Annotated in this window: 14 protein-coding genes, 1 tRNA gene and 1 pseudogene; 10 read left to right on the forward strand and 6 right to left on the reverse strand. The window is 58.2% G+C overall.

Annotated features, from left to right (window positions below; genetic code table 11):
- Nucleotides 1–27: 27 nt before the first annotated feature.
- From puuE to ACTJI7_RS04215, 3 genes and pseudogenes are all read right to left on the reverse strand, one after another.
- Nucleotides 28–927, reverse strand: coding sequence for an allantoinase PuuE (puuE, locus tag ACTJI7_RS04205; RefSeq protein WP_410173285.1), 900 nt, complete (start codon nucleotides 925–927; stop codon nucleotides 28–30).
- Nucleotides 881–1,715, reverse strand: a pseudogene (hpxA, locus tag ACTJI7_RS04210) (allantoin racemase). Before hpxA ends, puuE begins: the two are co-directional and overlap by 47 nt.
- On the reverse strand, nucleotides 1,715–2,431 hold the full coding sequence (locus ACTJI7_RS04215) for a GntR family transcriptional regulator (RefSeq protein WP_045630054.1): 717 nt from the start codon (nucleotides 2,429–2,431) through the stop codon (nucleotides 1,715–1,717). Before ACTJI7_RS04215 ends, hpxA begins: the two are co-directional and overlap by 1 nt.
- Nucleotides 2,432–2,575: 144 nt before the next feature.
- On the opposite strand from ACTJI7_RS04215, the gene ACTJI7_RS04220 reads away from it, so the two are divergent.
- Entirely contained in the window at nucleotides 2,576–4,072 is a 1,497-nt protein-coding gene (locus ACTJI7_RS04220; protein ID WP_047368247.1) for an NCS1 family nucleobase:cation symporter-1, read from the forward strand.
- A gap of 101 nt (nucleotides 4,073–4,173) precedes the next feature.
- Complete coding sequence (gene guaD / locus ACTJI7_RS04225) at nucleotides 4,174–5,490, forward strand: guanine deaminase (RefSeq protein ID WP_440669746.1); 1,317 nt, start codon at nucleotides 4,174–4,176, stop codon at nucleotides 5,488–5,490.
- Here the strand turns inward: guaD and uraH are convergent.
- Together uraH and uraD are read right to left on the reverse strand one after the other, a co-directional pair.
- On the reverse strand, nucleotides 5,470–5,793 hold the full coding sequence (gene uraH, locus ACTJI7_RS04230) for a hydroxyisourate hydrolase (protein ID WP_236299845.1): 324 nt from the start codon (nucleotides 5,791–5,793) through the stop codon (nucleotides 5,470–5,472). The two genes, guaD and uraH, sit on opposite strands and share 21 nt — an antisense overlap.
- Nucleotides 5,790–6,290 carry a 2-oxo-4-hydroxy-4-carboxy-5-ureidoimidazoline decarboxylase gene (gene uraD / locus ACTJI7_RS04235; RefSeq protein ID WP_236299846.1) on the reverse strand — a complete coding sequence of 167 codons (501 nt, stop codon included), beginning with the start codon at nucleotides 6,288–6,290 and terminating at the stop codon, nucleotides 5,790–5,792. Before uraD ends, uraH begins: the two co-directional genes overlap by 4 nt.
- A gap of 239 nt (nucleotides 6,291–6,529) precedes the next feature.
- Between uraD and hpxO the strand changes: the two genes are divergently transcribed.
- The 3 genes from hpxO to ACTJI7_RS04250 are packed head-to-tail and all read left to right on the forward strand — an operon-like array spanning nucleotide 6,530 to nucleotide 9,681.
- On the forward strand, nucleotides 6,530–7,684 hold the full coding sequence (hpxO, locus tag ACTJI7_RS04240) for an FAD-dependent urate hydroxylase HpxO (RefSeq protein WP_236307364.1): 1,155 nt from the start codon (nucleotides 6,530–6,532) through the stop codon (nucleotides 7,682–7,684).
- 15 nt (nucleotides 7,685–7,699) lie between these two features.
- Nucleotides 7,700–8,734, forward strand: coding sequence for a molybdenum cofactor-independent xanthine hydroxylase subunit HpxD (gene hpxD / locus ACTJI7_RS04245; RefSeq protein ID WP_440669748.1), 1,035 nt, complete (start codon nucleotides 7,700–7,702; stop codon nucleotides 8,732–8,734).
- An 11-nt stretch (nucleotides 8,735–8,745) separates the two neighbouring features.
- The gene (locus ACTJI7_RS04250) at nucleotides 8,746–9,681 is read left to right on the forward strand and encodes a PDR/VanB family oxidoreductase (RefSeq protein ID WP_440669750.1); all 936 of its coding nucleotides are present in this window, start codon (nucleotides 8,746–8,748) and stop codon (nucleotides 9,679–9,681) included.
- 44 nt (nucleotides 9,682–9,725) lie between these two features.
- Here the strand turns inward: ACTJI7_RS04250 and ACTJI7_RS04255 are convergent.
- Nucleotides 9,726–9,813 (reverse strand) — tRNA-Ser (locus tag ACTJI7_RS04255).
- 279 nt (nucleotides 9,814–10,092) lie between these two features.
- On the opposite strand from ACTJI7_RS04255, the gene ACTJI7_RS04260 reads away from it, so the two are divergent.
- The 5 genes from ACTJI7_RS04260 (at nucleotide 10,093) to ACTJI7_RS04280 (ending at nucleotide 15,204) form a co-directional block, all read left to right on the forward strand.
- Nucleotides 10,093–11,229, forward strand: a complete 1,137-nt coding sequence (locus ACTJI7_RS04260; RefSeq protein WP_440669752.1) for a D-alanyl-lipoteichoic acid biosynthesis protein DltD — start codon at nucleotides 10,093–10,095, stop codon at nucleotides 11,227–11,229.
- 128 nt (nucleotides 11,230–11,357) lie between these two features.
- Nucleotides 11,358–12,476, forward strand: coding sequence for an MBOAT family O-acyltransferase (locus tag ACTJI7_RS04265; RefSeq protein WP_045630046.1), 1,119 nt, complete (start codon nucleotides 11,358–11,360; stop codon nucleotides 12,474–12,476).
- A complete protein-coding gene (locus tag ACTJI7_RS04270) occupies nucleotides 12,473–13,906 on the forward strand; it encodes an AMP-binding protein (protein ID WP_126817640.1) in 1,434 nt (477 codons plus the stop codon). Before ACTJI7_RS04265 ends, ACTJI7_RS04270 begins: the two co-directional genes overlap by 4 nt.
- A 17-nt stretch (nucleotides 13,907–13,923) precedes the next feature.
- Nucleotides 13,924–14,142, forward strand: a complete 219-nt coding sequence (locus tag ACTJI7_RS04275) for an acyl carrier protein (protein ID WP_028012621.1) — start codon at nucleotides 13,924–13,926, stop codon at nucleotides 14,140–14,142.
- A gap of 225 nt (nucleotides 14,143–14,367) precedes the next feature.
- Complete coding sequence (locus ACTJI7_RS04280) at nucleotides 14,368–15,204, forward strand: alpha/beta fold hydrolase (RefSeq protein ID WP_440669754.1); 837 nt, start codon at nucleotides 14,368–14,370, stop codon at nucleotides 15,202–15,204.
- Nucleotides 15,205–15,246: the final 42 nt, after the last annotated feature.

The following is a 15,246-nucleotide window of genomic DNA, read 5'->3' on the forward strand; positions in this document are numbered from 1 at the left end:
ACCGCCACCCGGCAAAACATCGCACAATTACTTCTGAAACGGATGCACTTCCCGCCAGTGGTCGGCAATCTGCTGGCGGGTACAGACCCACACCCGATCGTGCTGCTGCACGTAATCCAGGAACCGCTGCAGCGCGCGGAAGCGCCCCGGCCGCCCCAGCAGGCGGCAGTGCATGCCGATAGACATCATCTTCGGCGCGCTTTCCCCCTCTTCATACAGCACGTCAAAACTGTCCTTCAGATACGTATAAAACTGCTCGGCGGTGTTAAATCCCTGCGCGGTCGCGAAGCGCATGTCGTTCGCATCCAGCGTATAGGGCACGACCAGGTGCGGTTTACGGGTGCCGTCGCCGCAGGCCACTTCCGTCCAGAAGGGCAAATCATCGCCGTAGTAGTCGCTGTCGTAGTCGAAGCCGCCGTGCTCCACCACCAGTTGGCGGGTGTTGGGGCTGTCGCGCCCGGTGTACCAGCCGGTTGGCGGCTTGCCGAACAGGTCGGTAAGAACCTGCACCGCCTTGTGCAGATGTTCGCGCTCCTGGCTGATGTCCATGTTCTGATAGTGGATCCAGCGCCAGCCGTGGCTGACCACGTCGTAATCCGCGGCTTTGATCGCCTCAACAATCTCCGGGTGACGCGCCAGCGCCATTGCCACGCCAAAGACCGTCAGCGGCAGGCCGCGTTTTTGAAATTCATTGTGGATCCGCCAGAACCCGGCGCGACTGCCGTATTCGTAAAGGGAGTCCATCGACATGTGTTTGTCCGGGTAGCTGGCCGCGCCGATGATGTCCGACAGGAACTGCTCGGACCCGGCATCGCCGTGCAGAACGTGGTTTTCCGCCCCTTCTTCATAATTGAGCACAAACTGCACCGCGATGCGCGCCTCATTCGGCCACCGCGCGTGCGGCGGGTTGCCCGCGTAGCCGCGCAGATCCCGCGGATAATCCTGTTCGAAAAGCCCCATACCACCCCCAAAAGTTAAAATGGATTCAATGCCTGAAAATGCCCGCTTAACGGTTTGTTCTCCGGGAAGGCCAGATCCCCATGCTTGCTGGTCGAGAGCCCCAGCGCCACCAGCGATTCCACCATCTTCACCGCCGCGCTGACGCCGTCGATCACCGGCACGCGCAGCTCGCGCGTCAGCTCCTGCGCCAGCGTCGCCATGCCGCCGCAGCCGAGCACGATGGCGCCGCAGCCATCCTCTTTCAGCGCCTGTATACAGCGCGCGCGCACCTTCTCCTGCGCCAGACCGCTGCCGTCCTCCAGCGCCAGCACCGGAAGGTCGATGGCGTGCAGCGCTGCGCAGTGGTCCTGAAAGCCATACTGGTGCAACAGATGGCGAGCAATAATCAGCGTGCGCGGCAGCGTGGTGACCACCGAAAAGCGCGTCGCGACCAGCGTCGCCATATGCATGGCAGCTTCGGCAATGCCGATAACCGGCCCCTGCGCCAACTCGCGCGCCGCCAGCAGTCCCGGATCGCCAAAGCAGGCAATCACGTGACCGTCCACGCCCTGCTCCCTGCCTTTTTTGATCTGTTCCAGGACACCAACGGCGGCGATGGCCTCATCAAAGTGGCCTTCTATAGACGGCACGCCCGCGCCCGGACAGACCGCGAGGATCTCCGTTCCCGGTGCCGCCACCGAGCGGGCCGCCGCGCCGATGGTTTCCGTCATCGCGAGGCTGGTGTTGGGGTTGATCACTTGTATACAGACAGACATTACGACTCCTTGTGGCCGGCAAACAGCCGGGCAAAATCAGGCAGGCACTCGCCCGCCCGCTCGAAGCAAAGGCTGGCAACGATGTGTTCAAAATGGTGCATGAGGGCATCGCTTAGCGGCTGCAGCGCCTTCTGACGCAGCAGATCCACCAGCTGTTCGTGGTCGTTGCAGCGACAGCCCTGACGCCACGGCGCGCCCCAGGTAGCAATCACCAGCGAGGAGCGCTGACTCAGGCTTGTCACCATCTCCGTCAGCACCTGGTTACCGGAGATGGCCTGCAGCTGAATGTGGAAACTGGCGGAATGTCGGATTGCCGCCGGGCCGTCGTACGCCTCGTGCGCCTGCTGCTCCTGACGAATAATGGCCTCCAGCGCGGCAAGGTGCGGCGGCTGACAGTGCGCCAGCACATCCGGCAGGTTAGCGACCTCCAGCAGCGCGCGGGTGCGGAAGATGTGCCGCGCCTCTTCCACCGTCGGGCTGGCGACGTGTGCACCACGTTTGGGCGTCAGGGTGACCATTTGCACAGCGGCGAGTCGTTGAAGCACCTTGCGGATGCCCGTGCGGCTCACGCCAAACACCTCGGCCAGCGCCTCTTCCGGCAATTTGCTCCCCGGCAGCAGCTGATGTTCCACAATCGCGGTCATCAGCGCCTGGAAGATGGTTTCGTCTTTGTCATGCAGGTCTGGCGCGGTCTGCAGGGCGTTTATGTTGTTCATTCACCACTCCGAATTTTACTTTCCGTTATCGAATCGTATACATAAAAATAAAATATTGCATACAAGATTTATTATTTTGGCCTGGATCCTGCAACACCGTTTGCACTCCCACTCAACGGGTTTACATTCACAGGAGCAGGTTTCATGCCAAACAGTCAAAACGCACAGCAGAGTACGGCCGCTGATTCCGGTGCGGTTTACAGCCCACGTCTTTGCAATGAGGATCTGGCACCGACGCGTGACCAGAACTGGAGCTGGTACAACATCTTTTCTTTCTGGATGTCCGACGTTCACAGCATGGGGGGTTACGTTGTTGCCGCGAGCTTCTTTACGCTCGGGCTGGCAAGCTGGCAGGTACTGCTCTGCCTGCTGGTGGGGATCTGCATTGTGCAGCTGTGCGCCAACCTGGTAGCAAAACCGAGCCAGATGGCGGGCGTGCCCTATGCGGTGATCAGCCGTCAGGCGTTTGGCGTCTTCGGGGCCAATATTCCGGCGGTGATCCGCGGGCTTATCGCCTTTGCGTGGTACGGCATCCAGACCTGGCTTGCTGCCAACGCGCTGATGCTGGTGGTGCTGAAGTTCTGGCCTTCTCTGGCGAGCCTTACCACCGGTGCCTTCCTGGGCCTGTCGCCGCTGGGCTGGATCTGCTTTGCCATCATGTGGGTTCTTCAGGCGATGGTCTTCTGGCACGGCATGAACGCCATTAAGCGCTTTATTGATATCGCCGGTCCGGCGGTCTATGTGGTGATGCTGGCCCTTGCGGGTTGGATTGTATACAAGACCGGTTTTGACGGGATCTCTTTCACCCTCGCCAGCAAATCCCTGAGCGCGGGCGAGCAGACCTGGCAGATGATCACCGCGACCGCGCTGGTGGTCTCCTACTTCTCCGGCCCGCTGCTCAACTTTGGCGACTTCTCCCGCTACGGCAAAAGCATGGGTGAGATCCGCCGCGGCAACCGCTGGGGGCTGCCGTTTAACTTCCTGCTGTTCTCCATCGTCACTGTGGTGATTGTCTCCGGCACCCAGTCGCTGTTTGGCCGCATGATCACCGACCCGATCGAAACCGTCAGTCGCGTAGGTAACGATCTGGCCGTGGCAATTGGCCTGCTGACGATGATCACCGCCACCATCGGGATCAACATCGTCGCGAACTTTGTCTCACCGGCGTTTGATTTCTCTAACTGCTCGCCGCAGAAGATCAGCTTCCGCACCGGGGGGATGATTGCCGCCGTCGGCTCGATCCTGCTCACCCCGTGGAACCTGTTCAACTCGCCGGAGCTCATCCATTACACCCTGGACGTGCTTGGAGCGTTTATCGGCCCGCTGTTCGGCATTCTGATTGCCGATTTCTACCTGATTAAGCGCGGCAAGGTGTCGGTAGACGATCTGTTCGACGACACGCCAAAGGGCAAATACTGGTACCGCAACGGCTTTAACCCGAAGGCCATTGGCGCGCTGATCCCATCCGTTGCCGTAGGTCTGGTGATTGGCTTTATCCCGGCCCTGCATGAAGTGGCAAACTTCAGCTGGTTTATCGGCGTCTTCCTCGGCGGCGTGACCTACCGCTGGCTGGCGCGGGAAGAGCGCGAGACGGCAGGCGCGGCCTCGTTCAGCTCCCGCGTGGCGACGCAAAAAGAGTAACCCCTCCCACCGGCCGCAGTTTATCTGCGGCCCGTTCATTCTGGCACCGTTCTTGCTGAGCTTTTTCACCCCGCTACGCAAACACTAAGGCAGGACCCACGATGGAATACCAGACTGCGATACGCGGTGCATTTTTCGATATCGCCCAGGTCTGCGACAGCGCAGACGCGATTGCCCAACACGCCCGCTACCTTGAGGACGGGCTGCTGTTTATCCAGAACGGAAAAATTCTGGCGCAGATGCCGTGTCAGGAGGGCGAGCAGTATCTCGACCCCCACAAAGGCTACACGGACCTGCGCGGCAGGCTGCTGCTGCCCGGTTTTGTCGACACCCACGTTCATTATCCACAAACGGAGATGATCGGCGCCTTTGGCGAACAGCTGCTGGAGTGGCTAACCACCTACACCTTCCCGGTGGAGAGCCAGTTTGCCGATGAAGCCTACGCGAAAGAGATCGCCGAATTTTTCATTAACCAACTGGTGAGCAACGGCACCACCACCGCGCTGGTGTTTTGCACGCTGCATCCGCAATCGGTCGAAGCGCTGTTTACCGAAGCCCTGCGCCTCAACATGCGCCTTATCGCCGGAAAGGTGATGATGGACCGGCACGCGCCGGACTACCTGAGCGAAGATGCAAAGCAGAGCTACCGGCAGACGCGGGAGCTGATCCAGCGCTGGCATCAACGGGGTCGGCTGGGGTATGCCATTACGCCGCGCTTTGCCCCAACGTCCTCACCCGAGCTGCTCGCCGCGGTCAGCCTGCTCAGAGAAGAGTTCCCGGATACCTGGCTGCAGACCCATCTCAGCGAAAACCCAAACGAAGTGGCCTGGGTGAACGCTCTCTGGCCGGAGCACGAGCGCTATCTGGACGTATATCACCACTACGGCCTGACCGGCGAGCGCAGCGTGTTTGCCCACGCGATTTATCTGCACCACAGCGAGTGGCAGTGCCTGCACGACACCGGTTCGGCGGTGGCGTTTTGCCCCACCTCGAACCTGTTTCTCGGCAGCGGGCTGTTTCGCCTGCCCGCCTGCTGGCAGCACAAGGTGCGGATGGGCATCGGCACCGACGTCGGCGCGGGCACCACCTTCAGTATGCTGCGCACCCTGGGAGAAGCCTACAAGGTCGGCCAGCTTCAGAGCTACCGCCTGCGCGCCAGCGAGGCGTTTTATCACGCCACGCTGGGCGGCGCGCACGCCCTCAGGCTGGACGATAAGATTGGCAACTTCGCCCCCGGCAAAGAGGCGGATTTCGTGGTTATCGATCCTGACGTGACGCCGCTGCAGCGCCTGCGCAATCGCCGCTGTCAGGATATCTACGAGCAGCTATTTGTGCTGATGACCCTGGGCGACGAGCGCAACATCAGTGAGACCTGGGTCAACGGCGAGCGGGTGTGGTCAACTGCCCCGGTAGGTTGACCACCCGCCTGGCGCAATCACAAACGGCAGATGGAAGTGCTCGTCTGCCGCTTCTCCCGTCACAAACTCAATTTGCGCGCAGGGGTAGATCGTCTCCCGGCCGGTTGCGCGAAACCACCCGCCGATCTCCGCCACCAGCCGATAGCGGCCTGCGGGCAGGAAAGGGACAAATTCGTTGATGCGACCATTTACGTTGGTCACGTCCGTCGCCATGATTTCGCCCTCCCGTTCAAGGTGAACCGTCACGCCCGCGGCGGGCTTGCCCGTCGAAATATCGAGAATATGGGTGCTGAGTGTGCTCATTCGTGGATAACTCCTTCAAGGCGCAGCAGCGTAATTTCCCGCAGCTGTTCCAGCGCCGCCTGAACTTCCTGCGCGTCGCTGTTCTCCAGCCGTGCATTCAGTATCTGTAAAATGTCCTCGCCGCTCCGGCCTTTCGCGCGGATCAGAAACACCCGGCCGAAGCGTGCCTCGTAGCGGGCGTTACCCTCGCGCAGCGCCTGCGCAAGTGCCGCGTCCCGGTCATTCACCGCGCCCTGCTCCTGACGCGACAGCGCCGCCTCCACCTCTGCACCCGCGGGCTTTTCCCCGATGCGCGGGTGCGCGCTCAGGGCTTGCGCTAACGACGCCTCATCCCAGCGCTGCATCAGCGCCTGCGCCGCGATCGTCAATTCACTCCGGCTCGGGTAAGGCCGTCCACAAACCAGCGCCTCAGCCCAGCCGGGGAGCGCCACGCAGGGGGTGAGCAGCGCGAGAGCCTCTTTCTCAGGAAGATAATTGAAGTCGTGCAGTGCGATCATAGTGTCTCCTTTATTGTCCTCCTCCGGGTTGTTGCACAAACCACGCCACTCTTGTCGCCGATGTGAAACAGTCGATTCTGTATGGCTGGACAGGAAATTATTGATTCATAAAAAGGCATATTCACCGTGTTTGCGCACCTTAGCAGTGCAAACTCACCCCCCACAACGCCGTTTTCGCCACTCTGCAGCCTGGTACGCAAATTGCTGAATGTTTTTACACCCTGCAAAAGGAGAGAAGCATGAAAGCAATCGTCATTGGCGCGGGTATTGGCGGCCTGAGCGCTGCCGTCGCGCTAAAGAAAGCGGGCATCGACTGTACCGTGTTCGAAGCCGTAAAAGAGATCCGGCCCGTCGGGGCGGCCATCTCCATCTGGCCTAACGGCGTGAAGTGTATGCAGCACCTCGGCATGGGCGACATTATCGAAACCTACGGCGGTCCAATGCGTTTTATGGCCTACAAGGATTACCGGCGCGGCGACACCCTGACCCGCTTCAGCCTCGCTCCGCTGGTTGAGCGTACCGGCGGGCGCCCCTGCCCCGTCTCGCGCGCTGAACTCCAGCGCGAAATGCTGGACTTCTGGGGGCGCGACAAGGTGCAGTTTGGCAAGCGCGTGGAACACGTCCACGAAGACGACGCGGGCGTAAGCGTGACCTTTACCGATGGCACCACGGCAACAGGCGATTTTCTGATTGCCGCCGACGGCAGCCACTCGGCGGTTCGTCCGTACGTGCTGGGCTATACCCCGGAGCGCCGCTACGCCGGATACGTGAACTGGAACGGGCTGGTGAAGATTGATGAAGAGATTGCCCCGGCGCACCAGTGGACCACCTTCGTTGGCGAGGGTAAACGCGTGTCGCTGATGCCCGTCTCCGGCGGTCGTTTCTACTTCTTTTTTGACGTGCCGCTGCCCGCGGGCCTGGCGGAGGATCGCACCACCCTGCGCGCCGATCTCACGGGCTACTTCCGCGGCTGGGCGCCGCCGGTACAGAAGCTTATCGCCGCGCTGGATCCCGATACCACCAACCGCATTGAAATCCATGACATCGAGCCGTTCGACAGCCTGGTACGCGGCAACGTCGCGCTGCTCGGCGATGCCGGGCACAGCACCACGCCGGATATCGGCCAGGGCGGTTGCGCGGCCATAGAGGACGCCGTGGTGCTGGGCGAATGCCTGCGTGAAAACCACAACATTACGCTGGCGCTGCGGCAGTACGAAGCCCTGCGCTGCGACCGGGTGCGTGACCTGGTGCTGAAAGCGCGTAAACGCTGCGACGTCACCCACGGGAAAGATATGGCGTTGACGCAGGCCTGGTATCAGGAACTCAAAGAGGAGACCGGGGAACGCATTATCAACGGTCTGTGCGAGACCATTCAGGGCGGCCCGTTAGGCTAAACAAGAGGGACAACGATGAAAAGAGAACCGACACCACCCGCCCACTGCACGTTTGAGCCAGAGGACTGGCTGCGCCTGGCGAAATGCTGGCATCCGGTTGCGCGCGCCTGCGACGTCGGCCCGGCCCCCGTCAAGGCCACCGTGCTGGATGAACAGCTGGTGATTTACCGAATTAACGACCAGGTCGTGGTTGCCCGGGACGTGTGTCCGCACCGCGGCGTGCCGCTGACGCTCGGCTTTCACGACGATCACGGGATTATCTGCCCCTACCACGGCTTACGCTTTGGTGAAGACGGCCGCTGCAACCGCATTCCGTCCAGCCCCGACCAGCCCGTTCCGGCGAAGCTGAACCTGATTAACTACGCGGTGGAAGAGCGCTTCGGCCTGATCTGGACCTGCCTGGCGTTTGACCCGGACAATCCCGTGCCGCTGCCCACCATGCCGCACTGGAGCGACGACGGATTTCAGCAGATCAACTGCCCGGCGTTTGAGGTTAACGGCTTCGCCGGGCGCCAGGTGGAAGGGTTTCTGGATGTTGCCCACTTTGCGTGGATCCATACCGATACCTTTGCCGATCCCAATAATCAGCTTGTCCCTATCTATCAGCCGCAGGAGACGCCCTTCGGTTTCGTGGCCGATTACTGGAGTTCCGTGAGCAACTATCCCGCCAGTTCACCCGTGCAGGCGCCAGAAGGGTTCCAGTGGCTGCGCCATTTTGAAATGCATCTGCCGTTTACCGCCACCCTGACGATTCATTTTCCGGGTGAATCGCGGCTGGTGATTATGAACGCCGCCTCGCCCGTCTCGTCACGGGTGACCCGCATGTTCGCGCCCATCGCGCGCAACTTTGATCTGCATATTCCGGTGGAGGACGTGCATGCCTTTAACCTGCGCATTTTTGAAGAGGATCGCCTGATGGTCGAAACCCAGCGCCCGGAAAGTCTGCCGCTGGATCTCACTCTGGAAGCCCATATTCCGGCAGATAAGAGTTCGATTGCCTACCGCCGTGGACTGAAAAAAATGGGCTTTGGCGAATTTTTCCTGGTATGACGGAGGCCAATATGCTGAACGTGATCGTTGACGGGCTGTGGCGCGAGGGGGATAAAAGCCTCGCCGTCAGGCTGGTGACCGAAAACGGCGACGCGCTACCGGCGTGGCAACCCGGCGCGCACATTGATGTCCACCTGCCCTGCGGCGTGGTCCGCCAGTACTCTTTGACCGGGGCATGTGGCGACGAGAGCTATCTTATCTGCGTGGGGCGAGAAGCCGCCTCGCGCGGCGGGTCGCGCTACGTTCACGAAACGCTGCGTCCGGGCCAGAGGCTTTCAATCTCGGCCCCGCGCAATCTGTTTCCGCTGCATCAGGCTGAGCGGGTATTGCTGCTGGCAGCAGGGATTGGCATTACGCCGCTGTATGCGATGGCATTGCAGCTGAAAGCGACCGGAACGCCGTTTACGCTGCACTATTACGTCAGAAACCGGGAAAACGCGGCGTTTGCGCGCGAACTCTCGCAGTGCGGTGACTGCATTATTCATACCACCACCCCACGAACCACGCTGGCGGAGCATTTCCCCGCGCCTGAAGCGGGGCTGCACGCGTGGGTGTGCGGACCTGCGGGGTTTATGGAGAAAGCGCGCGATGTGGCGGCGGCGAAGGGATGGGATGACGCCCATATCCACAGCGAGGCGTTTCAGCCCGCTCCCCCTGTCACAAGCGGCGTCGCAGGTGAGATCTTTACGGTCAAACTTGCCTCTACCGGCGAGCGCTGGCCGGTGCCTGCGGATAAGACCATCGCTCAGGTATTACAGGAAAACGGGGTGGACGTGCCGCTGTCCTGCGAAATGGGGATCTGCGGCGCCTGCCTGACGCCGGTGATTGTCGGCGTGGTGGACCACAGGGATAGCGTGCAGTCGGAGGCAGAAAAAAGCGCGGCTGACCAGCAGGTAGCGCTCTGCTGTTCGCGGAGTCACTCCGGGGAGCTGGTAATTGCGCTGTAAAACGAAAAAACCCTGCGATATTGCTATCGCAGGGTTTTCGAATTTGGCGGAAGCGTAGAGATTCGAACTCTAGAACCCTTTCGGGTCGCCGGTTTTCAAGACCGGTGCCTTCAACCGCTCGGCCACGCTTCCAAAGTGAGGCGCACTATAAACATCTATTAGCGCCTTGTAAAGCAGGAATTTTTCTATTTTTGCCTGCAGGCGTTTGACTGCGCAAAAAGTCACCCGGACGCTTACCTGCCCTCCCCCCATCCCCCCTTGTACATACCGTTACACAGCAACGCTCATCCTTTTAAATCACCGTGGTATAGAATGCCAAAAAAAATAGACGGCCATGTGTTTTGTAATGGTAATAAATCCGGGTAATGCGGGTTTTAACGCATTACTGTCATAGCGCCTTACTGGTTGATGATGAAAATCAAAAATACGTTTTGCTTACATATCCTGATGGCCGTTTTGGCCATTTTAGTCCTGAGTTTTCACCCGCTGGTGACAAGCTTTGATCCGCCGCTAAAATTCCAGCCGCTGATCAAGTCCATGGCAGGGACGACAAAAGAACAGGCGGAAAAAATAGCCACTATTTCCCATGCTTTAGAAGGGAATGCTATTTTCTTCCTTGGTGCGTCTGAGGTCGCCACCTCAGAAGAGGAACATTACGCCGTATTTAATTATTTTAATAAGCAATTGCACCAGCCCGTCGTGGCCTATGGCGATGCGTTTGTCGATGACGAAACGCAATTTTTACTTCTCTCGCGTTTTAAACATAGCCTTAATGCAAACAGCAAAGTGGTGCTGCTTCTGGCGCCTGACGGCTTTTATTCAAAAGGCCTGCCGCCCGCTATCTATGCGGATAATTTTCCGGGCTCGATTTTTAATCCCCTGATGAAGGATCCGCAGGCGCGCCCGTTCCTGGTTAATTACCTGAAGCATATTGAAGCGAAAGAGATAAGCCATTTAACCTTCGGGCAAATGCGTGTGTATGGCTGGCATCCGGCGCTGATGTGGAACGAGCTGAGTTTTCAGTTTGCAAACTTCTGCACCCTGATTAAAAACGACTGGCTGTCGCTGCTCAACATCAGGCCACAGACGGCGCAGCCCTGGCCTCAGCAGCCAACCGCCCGTCTTTCCCCTGACTGGGATAAAGCGCTGGAGAATGCCCGCGAGTTGAATAAAAAGCGCCATCAGAGCGCGGCCACGCTGTGGATGGACAAAACGATTTACGACGAGGACGGTAAGCCGCAGCAGTGGGATGACACGCCGGTGGTGCCGGGGCAGTTCGCCGCGTTCAGGAAAACCGTTCAGCTTTTGAAAGCGCATCACGTGCAGGTGATTGCTATCGTCGACCCGGTTAACCCCTGGGCGCTTTACAATACCGACACCTTCCGCCCGTTCGATAAGCAGATTCAAACCATTCTGAAAGAGAACCAGATCCCGTATTTGGATATGTACGCCATGCCGTATCAGAACGGCTGGAACTGGGATCGTCTGCACCCTACCGAACTGGCCTGGGTGCCAATGCTTCGCTTTATTGCACAGAGTTTTAAATAATGAAAATCGCGATCCGTCTTTTTTGCCTTTATTTACTGCTGGCGATCACCGTCGTTGCATGGACCGCTGTCGATGACAGCATGAGTATGCAGCTGCATTTTGAATATCAAAAATTCTGAGGCGAAATGATGTACAGCTCAGGAATGTTTTTTGTCTGTTTATTTTCATCCGCGCTGGCGTTTGCAATGGTTAATCGTGTTTTACGCCACCGTCTGACCTGGCTAGTTTCCTTATCCGTGGTGACAGCATTAGGCTGGGGTTATATTTTTCAGGGCAATTACAGTGTTCCCGTGGCCGTCTTTTGCTGGTTTTATCTTGTCGCCACGTTAAAAGAAAAAGGCAGATTAAAAACCTGGCAGGCGGTCGTTTTAACGCTGCTGCCCCTGGTTCTGGTGAAATTACATTTTAATTATCACCTCGGCACAATCGGTCTCTCTTTTATGACCTTCCGCGCTGTGGATGTACTGCTGTATCGCAGTAAAAAAGAGGGCCAAAATTTCCTGCACTATTTCTGCTATCTCTTTATGCCCTTTATTATTCTGGCCGGCCCGATGTATCGCTGGCGGACATGGATGAGCGATGTGAATAAGCCGGCATTTGTCCTGAACCGCGAACAGTTTTTAACGGCGCTGGAGCAAATTATTACCGGCATCATTCAGAAGTTCCTGTTTGCCATGCTGATCGATTCGCTCGTCGTGCAGCCCTGGAGCCATAAGCCGTTTACCCTGACCGTGGGCGTGGTGATGTCGATTGCCTACAGCGCCTATCTGTACTTTGATTTCGCGGGCTACAGCAATATGGCCATCGGCGCGGGCCGGCTGTTTGGGCTGAATATTCCGGCAAACTTCAACATGCCGCTTCTTGCAAAGAACCCGCAGGATTTCTGGCGCCGCTTCCACATCAGCCTGTCCGAATGGCTGCGCGACGTGGTCTTTATGCCCGTCTATATGAACCTGATGAAGTTTAACTTTTTCCGCCAGAACAAAACGCTGGCGCAAAATATCGGTATTTTTTGCACCCTGTTCTGCATGGGGGCGTGGAATGGCCTGGAACGCCATTACGTCATCAGCGGCGCGCTGTTTGGCGCGATTTCCGTCGCGCACAACATGCTGCTGTGGTCAGCCAAACGCAGCCCAACGTTACACCGCGGATTGCAGTATCCGGCCGTTGCGTTTTTGGGACGAATTCTGACGCTGGGAAGCGCCGCAGGATCCCTTTACATCTTCAGTGGAATGTCACCTCTATGAAAAATCACTCCGATCTTCAGGAACTGCAGGATTTCTTGCGTGCGGCACTGCGCGATCCCGCCTCCCCGCAGCAGCTGGCCATCAGCGGCAGCGACGAAACCTTAAGCTGGCTCCAGCTTTCCTCTGCCGTGACGAACTGGGCAGAGCGTTATCGACGCTGCCAGCCCGCAGACGGTACGCCGATCGTGCTGTACGGCCATCAGCAGGCCGAGTTCGCCGTGGCCATATATAGCTGCCTGCTGCACAACATTCCGTACATCCCGGTGGACTGCATCTACCCTCAGGAGCGGCTTCGCGAGATCTGCAACCTGACCGGCGCTCCTTACTACTACGACGTGGCGACGCGGCAGTTCATCGCCACCGGCGAGGCGGGCAAGGTGCTGGAGGAGCAGGATCTGGCCTATATCATGTTTACCTCAGGAAGCACCGGAAAACCGAAAGGCGTGCAGATTGGACGTGAAAGCGTATGGCACTTCATGAAGTGGGTCAGCCAGGACTTTTCGCTGCCGGAAAAACCGGTGCTGATGAACCACGCGGTGTTCAGCTTTGACCTCTCCCTGATCCCTCTGCTGGCGAACCTGGCGATGGGAGGCCACATCGTGCTGAATGCCAAAGAGGATATCCAGAAAGAGAACTGGCTCGAGCGACTGCAAAGCAACGCGGTCTCCGCCTGGGTTTCCACCCCCTCTTTTGCCTACCAGCAACTGCTTTCTCCGCACTTTAACAGCGAGTATTTGCCTGCACTCAGCGTCTTTATCTTCATTGGTGAAGTGCTCAATAAAGCGCTGGTGAAACAGCTCCGCCGCCGTTTCCCGCAGGCCAAAATCATCAACTCCTATGGCCCAACGGAAGCGACCATTGCGACAACCGTGGTTGAGATCACGGATGAGATCCTTAACAGCGACAGCGCGGTGCTGCCGGTGGGCGTGATGATGCCGGACAGCAGAATGGAAATTTCCGCCGAGGGCGAGCTGATTATCTGGGGCAAAAACGTCATGCGCGGCTACCTCGGCCTGCCGCAGGAGAACGCGGCTAAACTGCTGCGTCGGGAAAATGATGCGTTCCGCGGCTACCGGACCGGCGATCTGGGTTATGAAGACGGGCTCATCTACTGCCAGGGCCGCAACGACAGCCAGGTCAAGCTGAATGGCTACCGCATCGAGATCGGCGAGATTGAAAACCGCCTGCTGGCCATGTCCGGCATCAGCGAAGCGGTGGTGATGCCGCTGATGAAACCCTGCGGCAGCGTGCTGCGCATCGCCGCGTTCTGCGTGACGGAGCTGGCACCGGATGCAATCAAAACCTCGCTGGCAAACGTGGTGCCCCACTACATGGTGCCTTCACAAATTATCGTAAAAGACGCTTTGCCGCTAAATCCTAACGGCAAAATTGACCGCAAGCTGCTGGACGCTTACGCCCGCACACATTAATTATCCCAGGAAAAATGATGGAACACGATATTCTCGCCCTGTTTGAAAAAGTGTTATCCCGCAAGGTTGGCTTTCACGATGAGCTGATTGAATCCGACATTCTCGACTCCATTCTGGCAGTCGACATGGTGCTGGAGGTGCAGGACGTTTACGGCTGTATGATCCCGCCTACCGACGTGGCGACGGTGCTGAAAACCCCGGCCGATCTCGCCCGTTATATTGAAGAGAACCGTTAACGCCCCCTCCTCTGATGGCTCTGGGACTCACTCCAGAGCCCATCATTCGCTTTCCCCTTCTGGATACCATTCACACGAATGAAACCCACCGGTTTTACTATTTCTCCTACACTTTAGGGGTACTGTCGGTACGGGAAACAAAACAAGCCAACATCATGAAGACAATAATGGTTCGCTCTGCGCTCAGCCAGCGATCGTTGCGTCTTTAACAGAGGAGTCTGCGGTATGGCATTCGTAACAACGAAAGACGGCGTCAATATTTACTACAAAGACTGGGGTCCGAAGGAGGCTCAGCCCATTGTTTTCCATCACGGCTGGCCATTGAGTGCCGATGACTGGGATAACCAGATGCTCTTTTTCCTTGCGGAAGGCTATCGCGTTATCGCAATCGACCGCCGTGGTCACGGGCGTTCGGACCAGGTCAGCGAAGGGCACGATATGGATCATTATGCGGCTGACGCGTCGGCCGTGGTTGAAAGCCTGGATCTGCACAATGCGGTGCACGTCGGCCACTCTACCGGCGGTGGCCAGGTGGCCCGCTATGTTGCGAAGTACGGCCAGCCGCAGGGGCGCGTTGCCAAAGCGGTGCTCGTGAGCTCCGTTCCGCCGTTGATGGTGAAGACAGAAAACAACCCTGGCGGGACACCTGTTGAGGTTTTCGACGGCTTCCGTAAAGCGCTGGCCGCGAATCGCGCCCAGTTTTACCTCGACGTCGCCAGCGGTCCTTTTTATGGGTTTAACCGGGCGGGGGCCGAGGTTTCACAGGGCACCATTCAGAACTGGTGGCGTCAGGGCATGATCGGCAGCGCCAGGGCCCACTATGAGGGAATTAAGGCGTTTTCAGAAACCGATCAGACAGAGGATTTGAAAACCATTACGGTTCCCGTTCTGGTGATGCAGGGGGATGACGATCAGGTCGTGCCTTATAAGAATGCCGCCCTTCTGCAGGACCAGCTGCTGGCGAATAGCGTGCTGAAAATCTATCCGGGCTTCCCGCACGGGATGCATACCACCCACGCCGATACCATTAATGCGGATATTCTGGCCTTTATCCGCTCATAGACGTCAGGTTTTCTGATACGCGCAAAAAGAAAAACCCCAGCT

This window comes from Enterobacter sp. 22499 (assembly GCF_052044815.1).
In the GTDB taxonomy this organism is placed as follows: domain Bacteria; phylum Pseudomonadota; class Gammaproteobacteria; order Enterobacterales; family Enterobacteriaceae; genus Enterobacter; species Enterobacter bugandensis.